Here is a 20735-nt window from a genome sequence, read left to right on the forward strand (position 1 = left end):
GACAGCGAAGTACGGCGGCGTGCGTTTCGCGGGGTTTACGACCGGAACGCCCCCGGATGGGTCTGCTCCCGCACCGAAATGTACTGCTGCCGAACCGCCTGCCCGACCGCCAGTTCGTCACCGGGCTCCAGCACCTGTGCCGCCGCGCCCTGCCACACGGGCGGAGTACGCGGGTCCAGGGTCCCCTGCGAGACCCCGAGCGCCCAGGCCGCCTGCCGGGCCGCCCCCATCGCCGCGTAGTCCGCCGGCTGCGGTACGACGACCTGCGCGCCGAACAGCATCGGCGCCGCCGCCTGTACGGCCGGCAGCTCGGCGGCCTGCCCCAGCAGGAAGATCCGCCGCACCTCCACGCCCCGGCCGCGCAGCACGTCCAGCGCGTCGGCCAGGCCGCACAGCATGCCCTCGAAGGACGCCCGGGCGAGATGCTCGGCCCGCATCGACTCCCGGCGCAGCCCGGCCAGCGTCCCGGCGGTGTGCGGCAGGTTCGGCGTCCGCTCGCCCTCCAGGTACGGCAGCATGACCAGCCCGTGCGACCCGGGCGTCGACTTCATCGCCAGGTCGGAGAGGGCCTCCAGATCGGGCAGCCCGAGCAGTTCGGCGGTGCCGCGCAGGGCCCGCACCGCGTTGAGTGTGGTGAGGACCGGCAGGTGCATGCCGGTGGCGTCGGCGAGCGAGGTGATCATCCCGGAGGTGTCGGCGAGCGCCTCCGTGTGCACGGCCATGACCGAACCCGAGGCGCCGAGCGACACCACGGCGTCCCCGAACCCGAGCCCAAGACCGAAGGCGGCGGCCATGGTCTCGCCGGTCCCCGCGGAGATCAGCAGCCCCTCCGGGGTGGTACCGGCCGCGTCGGAGGGCCCGATCACCTCGGGCAGCATCGTCTGGTGCCCCAGGGCGAGTTCGACGAGGTCGGGCCGGTAGCCGCCGGTGGCCGCCGACCAGTACCCGGTCCCGGACGCCCCGCCCCGGTCGGTCGTTCTCCGCACCGGCCGCCCGAGCAGCTGCCACACCAGCCAGTCGTGGGCCTGCAGCAGTACGGCGGTCCGCCGGGCGTTCTCCGGCTCGGTCTTCGCCAGCCAGCGCAGCTTGGTGACGGGCTGCGCGGCCTGCGGCACGCACCCCACCGCCTGTGCCCAGGCCTCCCGCCCGCCCAGCGCGTCGATGAGATCGGCGGCCGCGACCTGGGCGCGCTTGTCGCCGCCGACCATCGCCGGGCGGACGGTGTTGCCCTGTGCGTCAAGCGGGACCAGGGCGTTCTGCTGCGCGGACACGCCGATGGCCTGCACGCCCTCCAGGAGCCCGCCGCCGGCGGCCTCGCCGAGGGAGAGCAGCCAGGCCTGCGGGTCGACGTCACTCGGCCGCACCCCGCCGTCCGGCGTGTCGACCGGGTGCGGTGCGTATCCCTGGCGGAGCACCGCGCCCGTGTCCGTGTCGCAGACCACGATGCGAGTGAAATCGGGTGAGCTGTCCAACCCGGCGACTATCCCCATGCCCGAAATTCTGCCGCACGCTCCGCTGTGGTTCGGCCGACGGGCGCCGTTGGGGTGAGGGCCGGGTGCGGGTGCGGGTGCGTCGGGGCTGGTCGCGCCCGCGCGGCGGAGCCGCATATCGGATACGGCCCCGCGCCCCTGGGGGTTGCCGGCGGGCGGGTCGGGAAGCGAGCGTCAGGTGTTGCTGGTGCCCCAGTCGTCTCCGGCTACGCCGTTGGTGTTGCGCTCGCGCAGGGAGCGGACCCGGGCCGCCACCGAGTCGGGCATGTGGTCGCCGACCTTCACGCTGACCGTGTGGAAGGCCCTGCCGGCGTAGACGCGGCCCTGCTGGGCGGCGGTCTCGGCGGTGTTGCGGACGGCCGGGTTCTGGGCGACCTGGCGGGCGGACTTCTTCAGCTGTTCGTAGCGCTCTCGTCCGGCTCGCGTGCCGAGCACGTAACCGAGAGCGAGGCCGACGACGAACGTGAGCTTGTAGCGCATGGCGGCCACCCTTCCGACGTGGGGGAGTACCGATTGGCGGAGCACCCCCCTGCTTGCGCTAATGTATGTGTCGCAGCGAGCGAGCGCCCCCTGGCGAATACCCAGGTAGGTACGTTCGATGCAACGAGGCATTCCTCCGTAGCTCAATTGGCAGAGCAGCCGGCTGTTAACCGGCAGGTTACTGGTTCGAGTCCAGTCGGGGGAGCTCGGTCCTCCGTAGCTCAATTGGCAGAGCAGCCGGCTGTTAACCGGCAGGTTACTGGTTCGAGTCCAGTCGGGGGAGCATGCTGAACGAGGACCCCTTGCGGGGTCCTTTTTCATGTCCGCGGGAACCGCCGGGCCTGCACTGATGTCCTGAAGGTCGTGAACGTCCGCAGAAGCCGACCAGCCGAGGCAGGAGATCGTATGAGCGGCTATGCTGCGGCAGACGGCGCGCACACATGTACGCGACACGCCGCTATGGGGCGGTAGCTCAGCCGGTTAGAGCAGCGGACTCATAATCCGTCGGCCGTGGGTTCGAGTCCCACCCGCCCCACCACTCGCTACGCGAGAAGAACCGTTCTGACCAGGCACTTTCCTGGTCGGGGCGAGGGAGTGAGGGTCCTGGCGACCCTGTCGTGATCATGATTTCATGATCGTCTGGACAAATTCTGGACGCCGATTCCGGTCAAGTCGGGCATGGCGCCTATGGGTTACTTCGTGTCGGCGTCGAGCATGCCTCCGCCGGCTCGTCTCGTAGCGGGAATAGGTCCATGGGAACGCCTCGGCATTCGGCGCTGCCCTCGGGTGGTCTGTTTGTGGTCTGTGCCTGTACCGAATGTTGGTGATGTATCCTGGGTGCATACATCGTGGATGTTGGAGGTGTCCGGTGTCCGTCACGCAGATTGATCTGGACGACGAGGCGCTGGCCGAGGCCATGCGACTCATGGGTGCCACGACGAAGAAGGAGACCGTCAACGCGGCCCTTCGGGACTACGTGGCGCGGATCAAGCGGCTTGAGGCCGCAGAGAAGCTGGCCGCGCGAGGTTCGCGTGGCGAGTTCGAGAAGGCCGCAGCGGCGCGTGACGCCGAGAAGCGTGCCCGGCGTGAGGCCTTCGAGTGATCACGTATCTGGTGGACACCTCGGCTCTGTGGCACCTGTTCCGCACCCCAGGCGCGCTGCGTCCCTGGGAGGGGCACATCGCTGCCGGGGTGTTCCACCTCTGCGAGCCGACGCGGACCGAATTCCTCTACTCGGCAACCAGCCCTGCCCACCGGGACGAGCTCGCGGAAGAGTTGGACGCGCTCTGCATGCTTTCGCCCGTTCCGAAGAATGCCTGGCGTTGGGTCGACACCGCCCAGTACAAGCTGACCCAGCGGGGCCGGCACCGCGCGGCTGGAGCGATCGACCTGTTGGTGTGTGCGACAGCTGTGCACCATGGGCACACTGTCCTCCACGTGGACAATGACTTCGCGATGGTGGCCGGAGTGCTCAAGGAAGTCCAGCAGCGAGACGCACGAGTCTGATCGCCCTGTGCCCGGGGCCGACTGTTGGTAAAACACCTGTATGGGCCACTCTCCGAGCGATCCCCGCGTGCGCGGAGCCGCCGACGGGTGCCGTCATCGGTATAAGCCCGACTGAGCTATCCCCGCATACGCGGGGATAGCTCCGTCTACCTAATCCACACCATGCCCAGCGCCAAATTGGCCCCGTGCACGCGGGGATAGCTCCAAGGCGGACGATCTCCTGGACACCTTCAACGAGTCGGTTCCCGCGCAAGCGGGGATAGCTCCGAGGTCAGCAAATTCATGAGCCCGCTGAAGGTGTCGGCCCCGCGCACGCGGGGATAGCTCCAGGTTCAGGTCGGGGTGGTGTCCCACCTGGTCGTCGGCCCCGCGACACACGGGGATAGCTCCAAGGCTGGTGTCCAGGGCTCCGAGACGGTCAAGTCGGTCTGCGCATGCGGGGGATAGTCCGTACGGTGTCACCGTTGAGGCCGAGGAGGAATTGTCGGCCCCGTGCACTTGAGGGCCGATCCACCTGCCTTTGAGTTGCTGCGCATTGGAAAGGGAATTCGCTGCGCATGGTTTTTAGACCCTCTCCCCAGCTGGGGAGAGGATTCTTGAACCGGGTATGTGTGGCTATCCGGGACGGATTCTGGACGCAGGTTGGACACAAGGATCGGAAATGACTGACACGGGCGGAGAAGGGCTGAGAGGCCAAACATCGTCTGACCTGGGAGAACGGCCAAGATGGGCATTGATCGACAACGGCCGCCAAGATCCTCAAAGGACTCATAATCCGTCGGCCGTGGGTTCGAGTCCCACCCGCCCCACCTGTGCAGGTCTCTGACCTGCGGGAACGCCCATTTTGGGGTGCTGGTTCGTCAACTTTGGCTGAACGGACTGAATCCGCTGCGCGGGGTTTGGGGTCCGGTGGCGATCGAGGGAGTCCGAACCCACTCCGACCTGCGGTGGAGTCAGTGATCGAGGTTTTCGCTCGCTGTCCCGGCGGCTGGCCCGAGGGCTGAAGGCAAGATCCAGGGGCCGCACAGGGGCCGGGGCGGCACAGCTGTGCCCAGGCTGACGGTGTCGACGGGCCGATTCGTCGTCGCATCTGGTGGCTGCGAGGCATGGACTGCCTTCCACGGCGCGGCCGGTCGAGTGCCGGGTCGCGCCCCGACGGCCCATTCGACCAGGTCCTCGGCCAACCGGCGGACCTGGGCCACGGGAACCTCGGCGACATCGCCGGCCAGCCCCAGCCGCGGAGCGTCCAGGATCCGGCACCACGAGATCCGGCCCGATTCCAGCGCGGCGACGAACGAGTAGAGCCAGGGCCACCACCGGCTCCTGGTCGCAACGCGAGTCGTCGCGCGAGTGGGCACAGGGGACCGACGTCTTCCCCGCCGCCGCTGAACGGCGTCGGCGCCCCGTCACATCGGGCGGTCCTCGGGCGGGTTGCCCGTCGAATCCAGGGCGGGGGCGACCTTGTAGCGGGGCAGGTACGCCTTCGCGAGGGCCTGGAGGGTCGCGGCGGTGGGGATGGCGATGACGGCACCGACTGCGCCGAGCAGGGCCGCTCCGGCGAGTACGGAGCCGAAGGCCACGGCGGGATGGACGTCGACCGTGCGAGCGGTGATACGCGGCTGCAGGGCGTAGTTCTCCACCTGCTGGTACGCCGTCGCGAAGACGATCACCCACAGGGCGTCCATGGGCTCGACCGTCAGCGCCACCAGAGTCGGCAGGGCCGCGGCCACGTACGTTCCGACTGTGGGCACGAACTGCGAGACGACGCCCACCCATATACCCAGCGCCACCGGGTACGGGATCCCGAGGACCATGAAGGCCACCGCGTGGGCGAGCGTGGAGAACAGGGCGAGCAGGGCCCTTGAGTACATGTAGCTGCCGGTCTTGGCCAGGGCGACGGTCCAGGCCCGGTGCGCGGCCGGCTGCCGTTGCGGAGGGAGCAGCGACAGGGCTACGCGGCGCAGGCGGGGACCGTCGGCGGTGAAGTAGTACGCGAAGAGCGCGACGGTGAGCAGGTCGAAGACGCCGCCGACGACGGTGGTGGACAGCCCCCAGAGGTGGTCGGCGGCCTGCCGGGCGTACGTCTCGACGGTTCCCGTGTCGTCGGTCAGGCGGTCCGTGGTGAGGGTCGTCCCGAAGGCGTCGTTGATCCGTTCGGCCAAGGTGGTGAGCAGTGTCGGCAGCCGGCGCGAGACCTCGGCCGTCTGGTCGATCAGCAGGGTGAGCACGGCGGCGGCGAAACCGGCGAGCGAGGCCACGGTCACCGCGAACACGAGCAGGGTCGCGGCGGCCCGGCCCATACCGCGGGCCTGGAGACGGGACACAGCCGGCTCCGTCACCATCGACAGGAAGAAGGAGACCAGCAGCAGCACTCCGAGACCGACGAGCTGCCGGGCGGCCCAGACCGTCATCTCGAACACCGCCGTGAGGACGAGAGCGACGGCGACTGCTCTGGGCAGCCAGGCCGGCATCGGCGTCGGGGCTGGGTCGTTGGACTTGGACACGGTGGTGTGGCGTTCCTGTCTCTGGGGGCCGTGGGGCCGAGCCGCCGCTCACACCCTCCGGGGCGGTGGCGGCGGCCCGGATCTGTTCAGGCGAAGCGGCGGACGAACGTCAGGGCCGTTTCGGCGACTTCCTGCCAGCCGCTGTCGATGGTGAGGGCGTGGCCCCGGCTCGGTATCTCGGTGATCTCGGTGATCCCGGGGTTGTGCAGCTGTTGTTTGTAGGAGGCGTTGGCGATGGCCCACGGGACGGTGTGGTCCATCTCGCCGGAGATGATCAGCAGCGGGCCGCGGTCGGGGTTCTCGGTGTCGACCTTCGCCTCCGTCCAGGGGTTGAGGTTGGCGGTGGCGGCCTGGAAGATCGGGGCGCCGGGCGCCGGGACGGCGAACGTCTCGAAGAGTTCCTTGGCCTCTTCCTCGCTGACCGCGTTGGCGAAGGCGTAGCGGAACTGTTCGAAGGTGAGCGGGACCGCGCGGTGCCGGTTGGCCGGGTTGCTCAGTACCGGCGCGGACGAGCGGAGCGCGGAGACGGGCAGGGGCAGGACGCCGCGGAAGGGCGCGGGGTCGATGGCGACCGACACGGCGGAGAGGCCGCGGCCGGCGAGGATCTGGGCTAGCAGGCCGCCGAAGGAGTGGCCGATGACGGCCGGCTTGCGGTCGAGACGGCCGATCAGGTCCGCCAGGTGGTCGGCGACCTGCCCGACGGTCTTGCCGGCGAACACCTCGGGGTGGCTGTTGGCCTCCGCCACGGTGTCCGGGTCGTCGGGCCAGGAGAGCGAGACGGCGGCGAAACCCGCCTGGTCGAAGTACTCCACCCAGCGGTCCCAACTGCTGGGCAGCAGCCACAGCCCGTGGACGAAGACCACGGGTGTCCTGCCGGAGTCGTTGGCGGCCTGTATCTGGTGTTCATCGTGTGCGGACATGGCGGCAGGCTAGGAAGCGCGGGGCGCGGGACGCGACCGTCAGATGACGGGTCCGTCGACGTATTCGACGTATCCGTCGCCGTGTGCCGCCCGTGCCTGGGCCCCGAGGGCGTCGCGCAGCGCCGCGCGGGAGCGGATGCCCAGCTTGGGGAAGATGTTGTACAGGTGGGTGCTGACCGTGCGCGGGGAGATGTAGAGCCGGGCGCCTATCTCCTTGTTGCTGAGTCCGGTGGCGGCCAGATCGGCGATCTGGAGTTCCTGGGGGGTCAACAGGCCTTCCGTGTCGAGCGGTTCCGGCTCCGCCGGCGGCGTCAGGGCGGCAAGCTCCGTACCGGCCGCGGCGGCCCAGGGCGCGGCGCCCAGCTCCTCCAGCGTGTGCAGTGCGGCCGTCAGGTGCTCGTGGGCGGCCTCCGGGTCGCCGCCGTGGGCGCGCAGCCAACGGCCGAAGGCGAGCTGGACCCGGGCCCGGTCGAAGGGGGCGTGGACGTCGGCGACCGCCAGCGCCCGCCGGAATCCGGCCTCGGCCGTCTCCACCGGACCGGCGATGGCCGCCGCAGCGTGCGTCAACAGCGCCAGCCGGGGCGAGAGTTCACCGAGACACGCGCTCCGCGCCATCGCGACGTGGACGCGTGCCTCGGCGGTCCTGCCCGTGTACACGGCCGCCTCCACCAGGTCGTACACCGACCAGATCGCGCGCGGGTTGAGCGGGGGGAGGGTTCCGGGCGGGCTGATCAGCGCGCAGTCGTGGTACGCCGTCTCGTAGTCCCCCTGCCCCAGGGCGAGCAGCGCGCGGGCCTGCCGGGCGGACACCTGGAGCAGACCCAGACGGCGCGGTTCGCTCCAGGCGAGGATGGTGCGGGTGAGCGTGCCGACGGTCTCCGCGTCGCCCCGGACGGCCGCCACCAGGGCGAGCTGGGAGGCAAGCCGGAATCCCGCGAGGCGGTGCCCCAGCTCCTCCGCCATCGCCAGGCCCTCCCGGGCCAGCGCCTCCGCCTCGGTGAAACGGCCGGCGAAGAAGGCCTCGTGACCGAGGAGGATGGTGCCGTAGGACCACTGCACGAAAGTGCCGCCCTCCCGGGAGCGCCGGGCGACCCGCATCCAGTGCTCGCGGTACTCGGAGGCCTCGTCGAAGTAGACGCTGAGCATGGAGAGCTGGGTGACCGGCCGGGGGCCCGCGTCGGGCGGCAGGGCGGCGAACGCCCGCCGGATCTGCTGCCGGATCTCCGGGGCCCGCTCCTGCGGGGCGTCGAAGGCCAGGCAGTAGAGCCGCACCTGGTCGGGGGCGTCCTGGCAGCGTTCCAGCACCTCCGGCCACAGATCGGTCCGCTGGGCGTAGAACGCCACCAGCGTGAGCAGGAACTGCAGTTCGCCGACGACCTCGCGGATCGCGGCGGGCGACGGCTGCTGCCCGGCACCACCCGTCTCGGCACCGTCCGTCTCGGCACCACCGGTCCCGGCACCACCGGTCCCGGCACCACCGGTCTCGGCACCACCGGTCTCGGCACCACCCGTCTCGGCATCGCCCGTCCCGGCGGCGAGCAGTCCGTCGATCACACCGGTCAGCAGCCGGTGGGCGGCCGTCGCGTCCCCGTCCGTCTCCAGCAGCGCGTACACCCTGGCCAGGGTGGCGCGTGCGGTGTCCTGGGGCGAGGCCCGCTCCCAGTACCCGTCATCGACGAGGACCGCGGTGACGTCGAGGGCACCGGACTGGGCTGCGGCGTACGCCGCGTGCGCCAACCGTCGGCTGCGCTCGGCCGGCTCCGGGCTGAGCTCCGCGGCCCGGCGCAACGCGGTCACCGCGAGGGCGGCGCTGCCGCGCCCCAGGGCCGCGTGCCCCGCCTGTTCCAGATCGGCCGCGAGGTGCTCCTCGGGCCCCAGGGAGGCGGCGACCAGGTGCCCGATCCGGCGTTCCGGGTCCCGTTCCAGTGCTTCGGCCAGGGCCCGGTGTGCCGCCCGCCGTCGACCGGGCCGGCAGGTGCGTACGACGGCCGAGCGGACCAGCGGATGCCGGAAGACCAGTCGGCCGGCCCGTCCGTCCACCCGCACCAGGCCCGCCTCCTCGGCGGCCAGCAGCGCGGCGTCGGCCGCTTCCATCCCGCCCGGATACGCCGCCCAGATCGTGCGTAGCCCGCCGGTCCCCTCCAGCGCGGCGACCAGCAGCAACTCCAAGGTGGCCGCGGGCAGTTCACGGAGCCGGGGGGCGAACAGCGCCTCCAGCCGGTCGTCCACGGGGAGGGACAGCGGCAGCGGGGCGGCACCGGTGAACTGCTCCCGGGTCAGCAGGGCCGGCAGCTCCAGCAGCGCCAGGGGATTGCCCGCGGCCTCCTGGAGCAGCCGTTCGCAGGCGTGCGGGGCCAGCCCGGGGTGGGCCGCCCGCAGCAGGGCGGCGGCGGACCGCTCGTCCAGCGTCTCGACCCGCCGGCGCAGCAGTCCGTGCCGGTCGAGCGCGTGCGCATGGCCCGCCCGGCCCGCGACCAGCAGGTCCACCGGAAGCCCGGACAGCCGGCGCGCCACGAACTCCAGGACGTCGCCGCTCGCCCGGTCGAGCCACTGGACGTCGTCGATCACGACGAGGACCGGGCCGTCCTCCGCCGTGCGCCGCAGGGCTTCGAGTACGGCGACGGAGGCCGCGAAACGCTCCGGCGGCGCCTGGGCCACCGAACTGCCGAGGACCCCCTCCAGTACCGCGCGCTGCCCCGGCGGCAGCCGGTCGAAGCCGTCACGCATGCCGAAGAGCAGCTGGTGCAGGCCGGAGTAGGCCAGCGTGACCTCGGACTCCACGCCGGCGAAACGCAGCACCCGGAACCCCGAGGCCCGTGCGCCGCCCGCGGCGGCCTCCAGCAGCGCGGTCTTCCCCACGCCGGCCGGGCCCTCCAGCAGGACAGCCGTCCCCGCGCCCCCGTCCGCCAGCCGCCGACGCAGCTCCGCGAAGAACTCCAGGTCCGCCGATCGCCCCAGGAGCCCGACGGCATCCCCGCCGACGGGCCCGGGCCCGGACGACTGCTTGATGGACATGCGGGCTCCTCACCATGCTCAGTGGCCGCCGGGAAGGCGACGGCGGACAGACCGTCAGGTGACGTATGGCCCGACGCGGTCGCCGGGCCCTGGAATGGCTCCCGGTGCGCCGGTCCCGGCACACCGGAGCGGCTACGAAAGGCGGCAGGGCGCCGAGATGATCTCCAACCTGACCCGGATGCGGGCCATCGACGACGCGTGGAACGAACGCGACTGGGATGCGTACGAAGCGCTCCTCGCCCCGGACCTGACGGCCTGGGCGGCCGGTGACGACGACCCGCACGGACGGGCCGAACACGTAATCCGGGCACGGGAGTTCTGCACCCTCTTCCCGGAGAACCACGTGGTCACCCAGCCCTACGTGGCCGCGTTCGGACACGGTGACCAGACCTGCACCGTCGCCCGGTTGCGCGGACGCGTGACGCGGCCGGTACGGCTCCCCGACGGGACCGAAGCGGCGGCGACCGGCCGCACCTTCGACGTCGCGTTCACCACGGTCTGCCGCTGGCAGGCCGGGGCGATCGTCGAGCAGTACGAGTTCATCGACCAGGAGTCCCTGCGACGGGCCCTGGGTGTCGGGTCGTGAACGGCGGGCCCGTACCGCCCATGGTGATCCCTTCGTCGGTGAAGCCGGAGGAAGCCGGAAGAGGCATGTGCCGTCACCGTAGGCCCCGGGCCGGGCCCGCCGAATCCTTGAGACCCGTAGTCCGCCCGTCCTACGGCCCCCGGGCCCCGGACCCGGCCGCGTCGCCCGGATCACCCCCGGCATTCCCGTCCACGAGTGCCGCCAGCGCGTCCCGCAGCTGCCCTCGGGCCGTCACGCCCAGCTTCCGGAAGGTCTTGCGCAGGTGGTACTCGACGGTGCTGGGGCTGAGGAACAACTGCGCCGCGATGTCCCGGTTCGGCGCGCCCGCGGCGGCCAGCCGGGCGATCCGCGCCTCCTGAGGAGTGAGATGGACGGCGGACTCCACCGGGCGGTGCCGCAACCGCGCGCCCGTGGCGGCCAGTTCGGTCCGAGCGCGCCGGATGTAGAACTCGGCGCCCATGGCCTCGAACAGGGCGAGAGCGGTCCGCAGACTGTCCCGCGCCTCCCGCCGCCTTCGCCGCCGGCGCAGCCACTCGCCGTAGACGAGGTGCGCGCGGGCCGTCTGCGGCCGGGCCGCGGACGCCTCCAGGTGCTCGATCGCCTCCAGGTACAGCTTCTCGGCCTCGTCGTCGTCCGCGACCAACGCCCGCGAGCGGGCCAGCAGGCCCAGGGCGACAGGGGTGCCGCTGGCGGTCGCGACGGTGTGCAGTCGGGTCAGGGCGGCCCGCGCGGTCTCCGGATCCCCGGACCGCTGGGCCGCCTCGACCAGTTCCGGGAGGACGTTGGCGCTGGTCGGCCCGGGGGTGTCGGCGGCGAACACCCGCCGCCCGTGGGTCAGCGCGGCCGGGTAGTCGCCCAGCGCCACCTCCAACTGGCACAGGGCCAGGTGTGGGACGAGGGCGCCGTAGTGTTCCCGGCCCGCAGCCGTCGCCTCCCGGATATGGGCCCCGGCCGCTTCCCGCGCGGCCTGCTCGGGGCCGGTCACGCAGTACAGCAACTCGACACCGCCGCCCGTACGACCCTGCTGCCGTGTCGTCAGATCGGACAGGTCGGCCGCGGCCCGGCCGAACTCCGCCGCCGCCGTGAAGTTGCCGCGCCACAGTTCGGGTATGGCCCGCAGCAGCAGCGCCAGCGACAGGGAGCCGTGCGCGCCCCGGGTCCGGGCCAGCTCGACCCAGCGCGAGGTGAGCGCCAGCAGGCCCTCCAGGTCCCACATCTCGCCGGCGAGCACACTGCCCAGGTTGAAACCGCGCAGGTCCTCGCTGCCGAGCAGGCTCCGCACGCAACGCCGGTAGAGAGGGTAGGCGGCCTCGGGACCGTCGAGCAGCCGGGTGGTCAGCGCGGCGCTGATCAGGTCGGCCGGAGAGGCGGAGCCCGGGGTGGCGGGTGTCAGCGCGCGTACGGCCCGCGCCACCGCCGTCATGTCGGCCTTGCCGGTCCAGGTGGCCGCCTCCAGCGCCTGGAACAGCGTGTCGCGGGCTGCCCGTTCGTCGTCCTGGAGCAGCAGTTCCGCCGCCTCCAGCAGCAGCGGGACCGTCTCCCGTACCTGCCCCTGGGCGAACCGGATCGCGGCCAGCAGCCGCAGCCGTTCAGCCCGCCCGGACCCGGACCCGGGCAGCGGAGCGACCTGCCGGAGCATGGCCTCGGCGGCGAGCGGATTGCCGGCCTCCAGGGTCGCCCGCGCCGCCGCCAGCAGTCTGCCGGGCCGGCGCGCCGCGTTCGTGGTCAGCTCCACGGCCCGGCCCAGCAGCCGCGCCGAGGCGGCGTAGCCACCGCGGTCCACCGCCCGCCGCGCCGACTGTTCCAGGTCACGGGCGAGGTCCTCGTCGGGGTGGACCGCGGCCGACGCCCGGTGCCAGATCCGGCGGTCCGGGTCGCCCTCCTCGGCGGCCAGTGCCTCGTGGGCCAGCCGGCGCTCCTCGGCCGACGCACCGTGGTACACCGCCGAGCGCAGCAGCGGATGCCGGAACCCGACCCCCGGCCCGAGCACCAGGAGCCCCCGTTCCTCGGCCACCACGGCCGCCGCCCGGCCGGCACCCAGCCTGCCCGCGGCCCGCCACACGAGGTGGGAGTCCCCGGAGGTCTCGGCGGCGGCCACCAGCAGCAGGGTCCGGGTGGCGGCCGGGACCGCTGCCACCCGGCGTCGGAAGACCTCTTCGAGACGGCGCCCCACCGGCAGCGGGTCCGGGAGCGCCGCCGCGCCCGTCAGTTGCTCGGCCGACAGTTCCCGAGCCAGTTCCAGCAGGGCCAGCGGATTGCCGCGGGTGCCCGCGACCAGCCGCTCGGCCACCCGGTCGTCGATGTGCGCACCGCTGATCAGGTCTCTGGCGACGTCCGCCGGGAGCCCCTCCAGGCGGAGCTCCGGCAGCCCGGCGAAGACCGGGCCGCCGTCGCCGTCGGGGTCGCGGATGCCGAACAGCAGGGCGACACGGCCGGCTCCGGCGCGGCGGGCGACGAAGGCGAGGGCGTCCGCGGACTCCCGGTCCAGCCAGTGGGCGTCGTCCACGACGCATACGACGGTCTGCTCGGCCGCCGCCTCCGTCAGCAGACCCAGCGCGGCGAGGCCTACCAGGAAACGCTGCGGCGCGGGACCGGACTCCAGGCCGAACGCGGTGCCGAGCGCCCGGCGCTGCGGCTCGGGCAGGGCGGGCAGACAGGCCATGAACGGCGACAGCAGCAGGTGCAGTCCGGCGTACTGCAGGTCCGACTCGGACTCGATCGCCGCGATGTGGTTCACCCGGGCGGAGCCGGCCACGGCCACCGCGGTCCGCAACAGCGACGTCTTGCCGACGCCGGGCTCACCGCGCACCGCCAACACCCCGCCGTCGCCGCCGTCCGCCCGCCCGACGACATCCCGCACAGCGGCCAGTTCGGCGGTACGGCCGAGGAACCGGGCACCGGCCGGGGACAGTTCGTGATTCACGCCGTGAAACATGTCGGGAGACATGGGACTCCTTCCGCCTGCCCGGCCGTTCAGGCCCGGGTGCCGCCGGCCGGGCGGCTCCGCGCGCGCCATTCGCCCGGCGGGATGCCGTAGGTCTCCTTGAACAGCCGCCCGAAGTGGCTGGCGTCGGTGAAGCCGTGACCGCGGGCCACGGAGGCGACTGTCTGCCGGAGCTTGTGCGGGTCGGCCAGGTCGGCGCGGCACGCCTCCAGCCGGCGGGCGCGGATCCACTCGCCCAGTTCGATGTCCGAGCGGGCGAGGACGGCGTACAGGCGCCGGACGGAGATGCCGAACTCCCCGGCGATCCGCGCCGCGCTCAGCGCGGGATCGTCGATCCGGCGCCGTACATGCTCCATGATCCGCAGCGCCAGCGTGTCCTCCAGCGGACCGCGGGCGAGGTCCGCCGCACCCAGCTGGGTGGCGATCACCGCCCGGACCAGTTCGACGGTCGACCGGTCCAGCTGCTGCGCGGCGGGACTTTCCGGCAGCGCGCGCGAGTCGGCCAGTCGCGAGAGATGGGCCGCCGCCAGGGCGGCCACGGGGTTGGCCGGCCCGAGCCGGGTCGCCGTGATCCGCCCGAGCAGCCGGTCGGGCAGGGCGAGACCGGCACGCGGCAGACAGAAGTAGTGGTGGTGGGTCCCGCTCGCGTTGACCGCGGTGAAGGGCCGCGAGCTGTCCACCAGGACCATGTCGCCGGGGCGGACGACGGCCTCACGGCCGTTCTGTACGACCGTGGCGGTGCCCGACCGCTGCACGGCCAGGATGAGCCGCATCTCGGAGCCGTCCCGGGTCTGCCGCGGGGTGCGATGGATGGTCAGGGGAGTGGTCCGGGCGGAGAACTGGGTGAACCCTCCGAGCCGGCGGATCAGACCCCGCGCTGCGATGGCGCCGGCGGCGTGGTGGTCGACGTCGACCCACAGGACCGAGGGGCCGACGGCGGCGCGGAGCGCCTCGGCCCGGTCCTCCGGGGCCAGGTCCCGCACGTCGAAGGTCACGGCCGTCATGATCGGTTCCTCTGGGCTGCTCGAACGGTCGACGCCGGCCACGGCAGGCGCGGCCCGTCCCGAGAATAGGCGCTCGGCACGGCACCGGAACCGGCCCTGCGTGCACGGCCGTCTGCGTACCGTGCACACCGGCTCCCCGCCCGCGCACCCGGGCCTCCGCGCGCGCCGTCTCGGTCGGTTACGCTCCCCGGAACGCATGAAGACGCAGTGGAGCACCTCGACGTACACCGTCGACGACCGGGCCGAGGCGATACGGCAGACGATCCGGGACCGCGTCGTACCGGTGCACATCGAGCTGCCCGAACGGCCCGAGGACGTGTACTGCGAGGTGTCGATCACCGGCGTCGGACGCGTCCAGCTCAGCACCGTCCGGGCCAGCCCGGCGGCCGTCGAGCGGTCCCTGCGGCTGGCCGCGGCCGACTGGGAACCCTGCCTCTTTCTCGGCCTCCAGCACGTCGGCACCAGCAGCGTCGTCCAGGACGGCAGGGCTGCCACCATCCGGCCCGGCACCCTCGGCTTCTACGACACCCGCCGTCCGTACACCCTGCTCTTCGACGGTGGGGTGGACACGCACTTCTTCCGGATACCGGTGGCCGAACTGGGCCTGCCGGACGCCGTGCTCGGCGACGTCACCGCGCGCGTGCTCGGCGACGGCGACTCGGTCGCGGCACTCGGCGCCTCCTACCTCTCCCGGCTGGCGGCCGCCCCCGACCTGCACACCGGCCCGGCGGCGGAGCACCTGGCCGCGACCACCCTGGAGATGGTCCGGGCCGTGATCGCCGACGCCTGTGACCTGGAGGTGGCGGCCCGCGCGGCCCGCGAGGAGACCCTCGGCCCACGCATCCTGGAGTACCTGCGCCGCCATCTGACCGACCGTGACCTCACACCGGGCGCGGTGGCGAAGGCCCACCACATCTCCCTGCGCCACCTCTACGCCGTACTCGCCCGCGAGGGCGTCAGCCCCGGCGAGTGGATCCGCCGGCAGCGCCTCGACGGGGCCCGCCGGGAACTGGCCGCGCCCGGGGCCCGTCGCGACACCATCGCCGCCGTGGCCCACCGCTGGGGCTTCACCGACGCCTCCCGGTTCGGCCGGTCCTTCAAGGAGGCGTACGGCATGACCCCACGCGAGTACCGGGACCGGCCGCACGCGGGCTGAAGGGGCGTCGCCTCCGTTCGCCGTGCGAGTGACGGACCTGCGGTACGTGCTCCGACGCGTCGCCGTGCGAGTGCCGGACCGGCCGCACACGCCCTGACGCGTATCCGCCCCCGGCCCGCCGCGCGAGGCGCTCTCCGGCGCATCCCATCCTCCCCGATCCGCGCCCCGCCCGCCTCGGTCATCCGACGATGCCGGGCCCGTGGCGGAGCCGTCGCAGCTCATCGTCATTTGACGCATCCGGACGGCGGCTGTCGCAGCCCACGATGAGGGCGTTCCCAGCGACATCGGAAGGTACCCATGGCGCAACTCAGCCAGTACGACCACGCGGAAGCCCTGGTCGACGGAGCCCACGAAGTCTTCGGCTTCCATCCCGGATACCGTGCCCTGCACGCCGACGGCCGGATCTACCGCGGCGCCTTCCGCGCCCTGCCGGCTGCCCGTCACTACACCCGCGCCGCCCACCTCCAGGGCGACCTGATCCCGGCCTCGGTGCGCTTCTCCAAGGGCGGCGGCCGCCCGGACGCGCCGTTCGGCGCCACCGTCGGCATGGCCACCCGCTTCTACCTGCCCAACGGCCGCACCACCAACCTGGTGATGCTCAGCCAGCTCCTGTTCCCGGCCCGCAGTCCCGAGGACCTCCTCGAAGCCATCGCGCTGGCGGCGCCTCCGGAGCCCGGCGGCCCGCTGGACAAGGCGGCCCTGCGGCCCTTCCTGGCGAAACACCCCGAGGTCGCGAACGTCCTGCGGATGCGCGCCGCCTCGCTGGCCCCGACCAGCTTCGCGCACAGCGAGTTCCACGCCGTGCACGTCTTCCGCTACCTCAACGAGGACGACGTCCTCACCAACGTCCGCTGCCACTGGATCCCGCGGGCCGGGGTCGAGGGCCGGCCCGTCGAGGAACTGGCGGCGATGTCGCGCGAGGTCCTCCTGGACGAGTTCGACGAGCGCCTGGCGACCGGCCCGGTCGGCTTCGACCTGGTCCTGGAGATCGGCCAGGACGGCGACCCCCTCGACGACCCGACCGCCCTGTGGCCCGAGGATCGGGAGCGGGTCACCGTCGGCACCCTCCAGATCACCGCTCCCGTCACACCCGAAGAGCTCGGCGACCCCGTGATGAACCACGACCCGACCAAGGTCACCGATGGCATCGAGCTCAACGACGACCCCATCCTCCAGGCCCGTCGCGGGGTCTACGAGGTCTCCGCCGCCTACCGGACCGGCGGCTGGCACACCTGCCCGTTCGCCAAGCACTACGAGTGACACGCCCATGAAAAAAGTGACCCGGACCATCCACGTATCACGACTGAGAACAGCCTTCGAGGAGAAGCACGCCATGACCGACACCACCGCCCCGGCCATCGATGTCACCGACGAGCGTTACGCCCATGCCCAGCCCGTCAGCGACCAGCCCGACGGCCCGGGCCGCCGCATCGGAAAGAAGGGCGAGCTCACCATCATCACGCCGCTGACCCCGGACGGGGGCAAGATCTTCCGCGAGCGGGTGGCGAGCATCCAGGCCCAGGCCGGCTACTGGGAGACCAAGGTCGGCACGGTCGACAACTTCCGCATCCTGCTCATCGACAACGACACCCGGATGCTCATCACCCTCGTCTACGACGGCGACTTCAAGCCCTACCTCGCCGACATCGGCCGCGCCCAGCCCTGGCTGGACGAGATCTTCGGCGAGATCGTCGAGGGCTACCACGGTTACGACGACCCGGGCACCCCGGAGCTGGTGATCTCCCGTTCCTACTCGGCGGACCTGTACTTCCACGCCACCTCGGACAGCAGCGTCCACGACGTGAAGCGCATGAAGCGTCTCAACGACGCCCTCTCCGAGGTTCTCGATGCGGCCAACTGACGCCGTCGGTGCCCTGGATCTGGACCGGATCCAGGGCACCATCCTCCGCGAACGGCCGCTGCCCTACTTCGGCTCCTACCTGCTGTACGAGGTCGGCGACGCCGCCGAGGGCCGTGCCATGCTGCGCCGGCTGCTGCCCCACGTGACCACCGCCGCCGGCTGGGAGCACCCGGCCCAGGACGCTTGGCTCAACGTCGTCCTCACCCACCCGGGTCTGGCCCGCATCGGGCTTCCGCGCGAGATCCTCGACGGCTTCCCCCGCGAGCTGCGCGAGCCGATGCGCACCCGCAAGGAGTTCCTGGGCGACATCGGTGAGAGCGACCCGGCGCACTGGGACCTGCCCGAGCACGGCTCCTTCGACATAGGGGTGCTGCTCATGGCCCCGGACGAGACCGCGTTCGCCGAGAAGCTGGCGATCGGCCACGGCGCCCAGGAGGACCTGCCCTCCGTGCGCCGGGTGAGCCGTCTCGACATCCGCACCCCGGACAACCTGCGCGAGCACTTCGGTTACGCCGACGGCATCAGCCGCCCGTACATCGAGGGCCAGGGCGGCACCCCGAGGCGCGGCCAGAGCCTCGCGAAACCGGGGGAGTTCGTCCTCGGCTACGTCAACGAACTGGGCCGGACCGCCACCGGCCCGGGCCCCGAGGCGCTGTGGCGCAATGGCACGTATCTGTCCATCCGCAAACTCCACCAGAAGGTCGCGGAGTTCCGCCGCTTCCTGACGGCGCGGTCCGAGGACGAGTACGGCGCCGAACTGCTCGCCGCGAAGATGGCCGGCCGCTGGCGCAGCGGCTGCCCGCTGGCCCTGTCGCCGGAGAAGGACATGACCGTGGAGCCCGAGCGGCTCAACGACTTCGCCTACTACGACGACGACCCGCGCGGTCTGCGGACCCCGATCGCCTCCCACATCCGCCGGGTCAACCCGCGGGACGCGCTCAAGGACACCATCGTCGACGTCCGCCTCCACCAGCTTCTGCGCCGGGGGGCCGCCTACGGGCCGATGCTCCCCGAGGGCGTCCTGGAGGACGACGGCATCGACCGGGGCGTGATCCTGGCCTTCGCCAACGCCGACCCGGCCCGGCAGTTCGAGTTCGTCCAGTCCCAGTGGGTCAACGACGGCGACTTCATCTCGGCCGGCGCCGACCAGGACCCGCTCGCGGGCAACCACGTCACCGACGCCGACTTCAGCTACGCGGCGAAGCCGGTACGGCGCCGCCTGCGCGGCCTGCCCGCGTTCGTCGTGACCAAGGGCGGCGAACACGTCTTCCTGCCCGGCGTCAACGGCCTGCAGTACCTGGCCGAGGGCCGCTGGTGAGATCCGTCGGTTCATCCGCGAGTCCAGTCATGAATCCACGAGGAGAAGAAACGTGTGGTCCTCCCCCTACGCCTGGAGAGGCGTCGTGGCCGTCGTCCTCGGCCTGACCGCGGTCGTCTGGCCGGGCATCACCGTCGGCGCCCTGGTGATCCTTTTCGCCGTGAACTGTTTCATGAGCGCCGGGAACGACGCCGCCGTCGCGTTCCGCGGTGACCGCGCCGGCCCCGTCGTCGGCCATCTCCTGCTGGCGTTCATCTCGCTCGCCGCCGGGGTGACCGCGCTCGTGTGGCCCGGCATCACCGCCCTGGCGCTCGCCGTGTGGATCGCGATCTGGGCGGTCGTCGCAGGTCTGTTCGAGGTCGGGTTCGGCTTCCGGCGCGGCGCGCCCGCAGGCAACCGCGCGATGTGGATCCTGAGCGGCCTGGCCACCCTGGCCTTCGGTGTCGTCCTCGCCATCCGCCCCGACGTCGGCGTGCTCACCCTTGCCACCCTCTTCGGTTTCTACGCGATCGTCCACGGCGTCTCCGCCCTGGTGACGGCCGCGCACACCGCACCCCGTACACAGCCCGGCCGGAACCAGGACGAAGGAAGCCCGCAGTGGACGTGAACGGAAGGACCGTCGTCGTGACCGGCGGCGCCAGTGGCATCGGTCAGGGCCTCGCGACCCGGTTCGCGGCCGAGGGGGCACGGGTGGTCGTTTCCGACCTCGCGGCGCAGACCCCGGCGGGGACCGCCGGACTCCGGTACGTCCAGGCCGACGTCAGCAAAGAAGCCGACATCGAACGGCTCGTCGCCGACGTCCTCGACCACGAGGGCCGTATCGACCTGTTCTGTTCCAACGCCGGGATCGGCCACGAGATGGACCCGATGACCCCCCAGGGCGTCTGGGACAAGGTGTTCGCCGTCAACGTGATGAGCCACGTCTGGGCGGCCCGGCACGTCCTGCCGCACATGCTGGAGCGGGGCGAGGGCTATCTGCTCAACACGGCCTCGGCCTCCGGGCTGCTCACCGAACTCACCAGCCCCGGTTACGCGGCCTCCAAGCACGCGGCGGTGGGATTCGCCGAATGGCTCGCGTTCACCTATGCCGACCGGGGCATCCGCACCTCGGTGCTCTGCCCGGAGGCGGTCCGCACCCCGATCCTCGACGCGGCTCCGTACCTGCTGAGCAATGCGATCACCGTCGAGGCAGTGGCGGAAACCGTGATCCAGGCACTCCGCGACGAACAGTTCATGATCTACACCCACCCGACCACACCGGTCCGCTTCCAGCAGAAGGCCGCGGACTACGAGGCGTACATCGCCGAGCTGCGCGTACGACGATCGGAGGCGACCAGGGTCGCGCGCTGAGGGAGGCACGTCCTGCCATGCGCTGGAACGACAATGTCCGGCAGATGAACCCGTCAGGGACGATGCTCCACCCGGGACAGGGGGGAGCATCATCTCGTCGGTAAGGGAATCCGCTGTGCGCAGGTTCCGTCTTTCTGGCTGAACTGGGTGGATGCGGCGGTTGCTCCGGTCGGCGTCCATCTCGAAGACCCTCAGGGGTCATTGAGGGGCCACAAGGACAGGAACAGACCGACAAGCACTGCACAGGGCTGACCCCGATCAGCACGTCTGACCTGCAAGAACGGCGCGAATCGGCAATGATCGGCAAGGACTGTCGAGATCCTCGAAGGACTCATAATCCGTCGGCCGTGGGTTCGAGTCCCACCCGCCCTACCACTTGCTACGCGAGGAGAAACCTTCTGAGCTGCGGCTTTGTTGTGTGCTGCGCGTCAGGTCGATGGTTGCGCAGCCGCTCCCCGGGCACCCGGGCGAGCTCATGGCCGGTCGCGAACGTCCGGTCGGCAGCGGGAGGTTGGGGCCCGGCCCCGAGCCCCCGGCCCCCGGCGCAGCGCACCGGGGGCGTCGGCTGTGACGGCCCGGCCGGACGGTGGGACCGAGGCCG

The 20735-nt window shown here is 71.8% G+C and carries 16 protein-coding genes, 3 tRNA genes and 1 pseudogene; 12 read left to right on the plus strand and 8 right to left on the minus strand.

What is annotated here, in order from left to right:
• Nucleotides 1-35 precede the first annotated feature (35 nt).
• Both ACFWPS_RS02810 and ACFWPS_RS02815 read right to left on the minus strand, forming a co-directional pair.
• Complete coding sequence (locus tag ACFWPS_RS02810) at nt 36-1490, minus strand: FGGY family carbohydrate kinase (RefSeq protein ID WP_383700139.1); 1455 nt, start codon at nt 1488-1490, stop codon at nt 36-38.
• Between the two features lie 174 nt (nt 1491-1664).
• Nucleotides 1665-1970, minus strand: coding sequence for a YtxH domain-containing protein (locus ACFWPS_RS02815; RefSeq protein ID WP_383700141.1), 306 nt, complete (start codon nt 1968-1970; stop codon nt 1665-1667).
• A 132-nt stretch (nt 1971-2102) separates the two neighbouring features.
• Here ACFWPS_RS02815 and ACFWPS_RS02820 point away from each other — a divergent pair.
• From ACFWPS_RS02820 to ACFWPS_RS02840, 5 genes are all read left to right on the plus strand, one after another.
• Nucleotides 2103-2175 (plus strand) — tRNA-Asn (locus tag ACFWPS_RS02820).
• A 5-nt stretch (nt 2176-2180) separates the two neighbouring features.
• Nucleotides 2181-2253: transfer RNA gene (locus tag ACFWPS_RS02825), tRNA-Asn, on the plus strand.
• Between the two features lie 178 nt (nt 2254-2431).
• Nucleotides 2432-2508, plus strand: a tRNA-Ile gene (locus ACFWPS_RS02830).
• A gap of 330 nt (nt 2509-2838) precedes the next feature.
• Entirely contained in the window at nt 2839-3072 is a 234-nt protein-coding gene (locus ACFWPS_RS02835; RefSeq protein ID WP_089101547.1) for a type II toxin-antitoxin system VapB family antitoxin, read from the plus strand.
• Nucleotides 3069-3476 carry a PIN domain nuclease gene (locus ACFWPS_RS02840; protein ID WP_383700143.1) on the plus strand — a complete coding sequence of 136 codons (408 nt, stop codon included), beginning with the start codon at nt 3069-3071 and terminating at the stop codon, nt 3474-3476. Before ACFWPS_RS02835 ends, ACFWPS_RS02840 begins: the two co-directional genes overlap by 4 nt.
• Nucleotides 3477-4621: 1145 nt before the next feature.
• Here ACFWPS_RS02840 and ACFWPS_RS02845 read toward each other — a convergent pair.
• The 4 genes and pseudogenes from ACFWPS_RS02845 to ACFWPS_RS02860 form a co-directional block, all read right to left on the minus strand.
• Nucleotides 4622-4783: pseudogene (locus tag ACFWPS_RS02845) on the minus strand (transposase); the annotation flags it as partial.
• Nucleotides 4784-4882: 99 nt separating this feature from the next.
• The gene (locus ACFWPS_RS02850) at nt 4883-5980 is read right to left on the minus strand and encodes an AI-2E family transporter (protein WP_383700145.1); all 1098 of its coding nucleotides are present in this window, start codon (nt 5978-5980) and stop codon (nt 4883-4885) included.
• An 86-nt stretch (nt 5981-6066) separates the two neighbouring features.
• The gene (locus tag ACFWPS_RS02855) at nt 6067-6900 is read right to left on the minus strand and encodes an alpha/beta hydrolase (protein ID WP_383700147.1); all 834 of its coding nucleotides are present in this window, start codon (nt 6898-6900) and stop codon (nt 6067-6069) included.
• A 39-nt stretch (nt 6901-6939) separates the two neighbouring features.
• Nucleotides 6940-9915 (minus strand): AAA family ATPase, encoded by a 2976-nt coding sequence (locus ACFWPS_RS02860; protein WP_383700149.1) that lies wholly within the window; start codon nt 9913-9915, stop codon nt 6940-6942.
• Between the two features lie 157 nt (nt 9916-10072).
• On the opposite strand from ACFWPS_RS02860, the gene ACFWPS_RS02865 reads away from it, so the two are divergent.
• Nucleotides 10073-10501 carry an ester cyclase gene (locus ACFWPS_RS02865; RefSeq protein WP_383700151.1) on the plus strand — a complete coding sequence of 143 codons (429 nt, stop codon included), beginning with the start codon at nt 10073-10075 and terminating at the stop codon, nt 10499-10501.
• A gap of 130 nt (nt 10502-10631) precedes the next feature.
• Here the strand turns inward: ACFWPS_RS02865 and ACFWPS_RS02870 are convergent, their stop codons facing one another.
• Entirely contained in the window at nt 10632-13424 is a 2793-nt protein-coding gene (locus tag ACFWPS_RS02870) for an ATP-binding protein (protein ID WP_383700156.1), read from the minus strand.
• 50 nt (nt 13425-13474) lie between these two features.
• Entirely contained in the window at nt 13475-14449 is a 975-nt protein-coding gene (locus ACFWPS_RS02875) for a helix-turn-helix domain-containing protein (RefSeq protein ID WP_383700158.1), read from the minus strand.
• Between the two features lie 196 nt (nt 14450-14645).
• Here ACFWPS_RS02875 and ACFWPS_RS02880 point away from each other — a divergent pair, with 196 nt between their 5' ends.
• From ACFWPS_RS02880 to ACFWPS_RS02905, 6 genes are all read left to right on the plus strand, one after another.
• On the plus strand, nt 14646-15605 hold the full coding sequence (locus tag ACFWPS_RS02880; RefSeq protein WP_383700160.1) for a helix-turn-helix domain-containing protein: 960 nt from the start codon (nt 14646-14648) through the stop codon (nt 15603-15605).
• A gap of 297 nt (nt 15606-15902) precedes the next feature.
• A complete protein-coding gene (locus ACFWPS_RS02885) occupies nt 15903-16865 on the plus strand; it encodes a catalase (RefSeq protein ID WP_383700162.1) in 963 nt (320 codons plus the stop codon).
• Between the two features lie 73 nt (nt 16866-16938).
• Nucleotides 16939-17466 (plus strand): hypothetical protein, encoded by a 528-nt coding sequence (locus ACFWPS_RS02890; RefSeq protein WP_383700165.1) that lies wholly within the window; start codon nt 16939-16941, stop codon nt 17464-17466.
• On the plus strand, nt 17453-18784 hold the full coding sequence (locus tag ACFWPS_RS02895) for a Dyp-type peroxidase (protein ID WP_383700167.1): 1332 nt from the start codon (nt 17453-17455) through the stop codon (nt 18782-18784). The genes ACFWPS_RS02890 and ACFWPS_RS02895 overlap by 14 nt, the downstream gene beginning before the upstream one ends.
• Nucleotides 18785-18836: 52 nt before the next feature.
• Nucleotides 18837-19391: an HdeD family acid-resistance protein gene (locus tag ACFWPS_RS02900; protein WP_383700169.1), complete on the plus strand. Its 555-nt coding sequence runs from the start codon at nt 18837-18839 to the stop codon at nt 19389-19391.
• A complete protein-coding gene (locus ACFWPS_RS02905; RefSeq protein WP_383700171.1) occupies nt 19388-20134 on the plus strand; it encodes an SDR family NAD(P)-dependent oxidoreductase in 747 nt (248 codons plus the stop codon). The genes ACFWPS_RS02900 and ACFWPS_RS02905 overlap by 4 nt, the downstream gene beginning before the upstream one ends.
• Nucleotides 20135-20735: the final 601 nt, after the last annotated feature.

Source organism: Streptomyces sp. NPDC058457 (assembly GCF_042720695.1).
Taxonomy (GTDB): domain Bacteria; phylum Actinomycetota; class Actinomycetes; order Streptomycetales; family Streptomycetaceae; genus Streptomyces.

Coding starts and splice junctions, on each gene's coding strand:
- ACFWPS_RS02810 (WP_383700139.1), bottom strand. CDS start 1,490: ATGGGGATAGTCGCCGGGTTGGACAGCTCACCCGATTTCACTCGCATC.
- ACFWPS_RS02815 (WP_383700141.1), bottom strand. CDS start 1,970: ATGCGCTACAAGCTCACGTTCGTCGTCGGCCTCGCTCTCGGTTACGTG.
- ACFWPS_RS02855 (WP_383700147.1), bottom strand. CDS start 6,900: ATGTCCGCACACGATGAACACCAGATACAGGCCGCCAACGACTCCGGC.
- ACFWPS_RS02860 (WP_383700149.1), bottom strand. CDS start 9,915: ATGTCCATCAAGCAGTCGTCCGGGCCCGGGCCCGTCGGCGGGGATGCC.
- ACFWPS_RS02865 (WP_383700151.1), top strand. CDS start 10,073: ATGATCTCCAACCTGACCCGGATGCGGGCCATCGACGACGCGTGGAAC.
- ACFWPS_RS02875 (WP_383700158.1), bottom strand. CDS start 14,449: ATGACGGCCGTGACCTTCGACGTGCGGGACCTGGCCCCGGAGGACCGG.
- ACFWPS_RS02880 (WP_383700160.1), top strand. CDS start 14,646: ATGAAGACGCAGTGGAGCACCTCGACGTACACCGTCGACGACCGGGCC.
- ACFWPS_RS02885 (WP_383700162.1), top strand. CDS start 15,903: ATGGCGCAACTCAGCCAGTACGACCACGCGGAAGCCCTGGTCGACGGA.
- ACFWPS_RS02890 (WP_383700165.1), top strand. CDS start 16,939: ATGACCGACACCACCGCCCCGGCCATCGATGTCACCGACGAGCGTTAC.
- ACFWPS_RS02895 (WP_383700167.1), top strand. CDS start 17,453: ATGCGGCCAACTGACGCCGTCGGTGCCCTGGATCTGGACCGGATCCAG.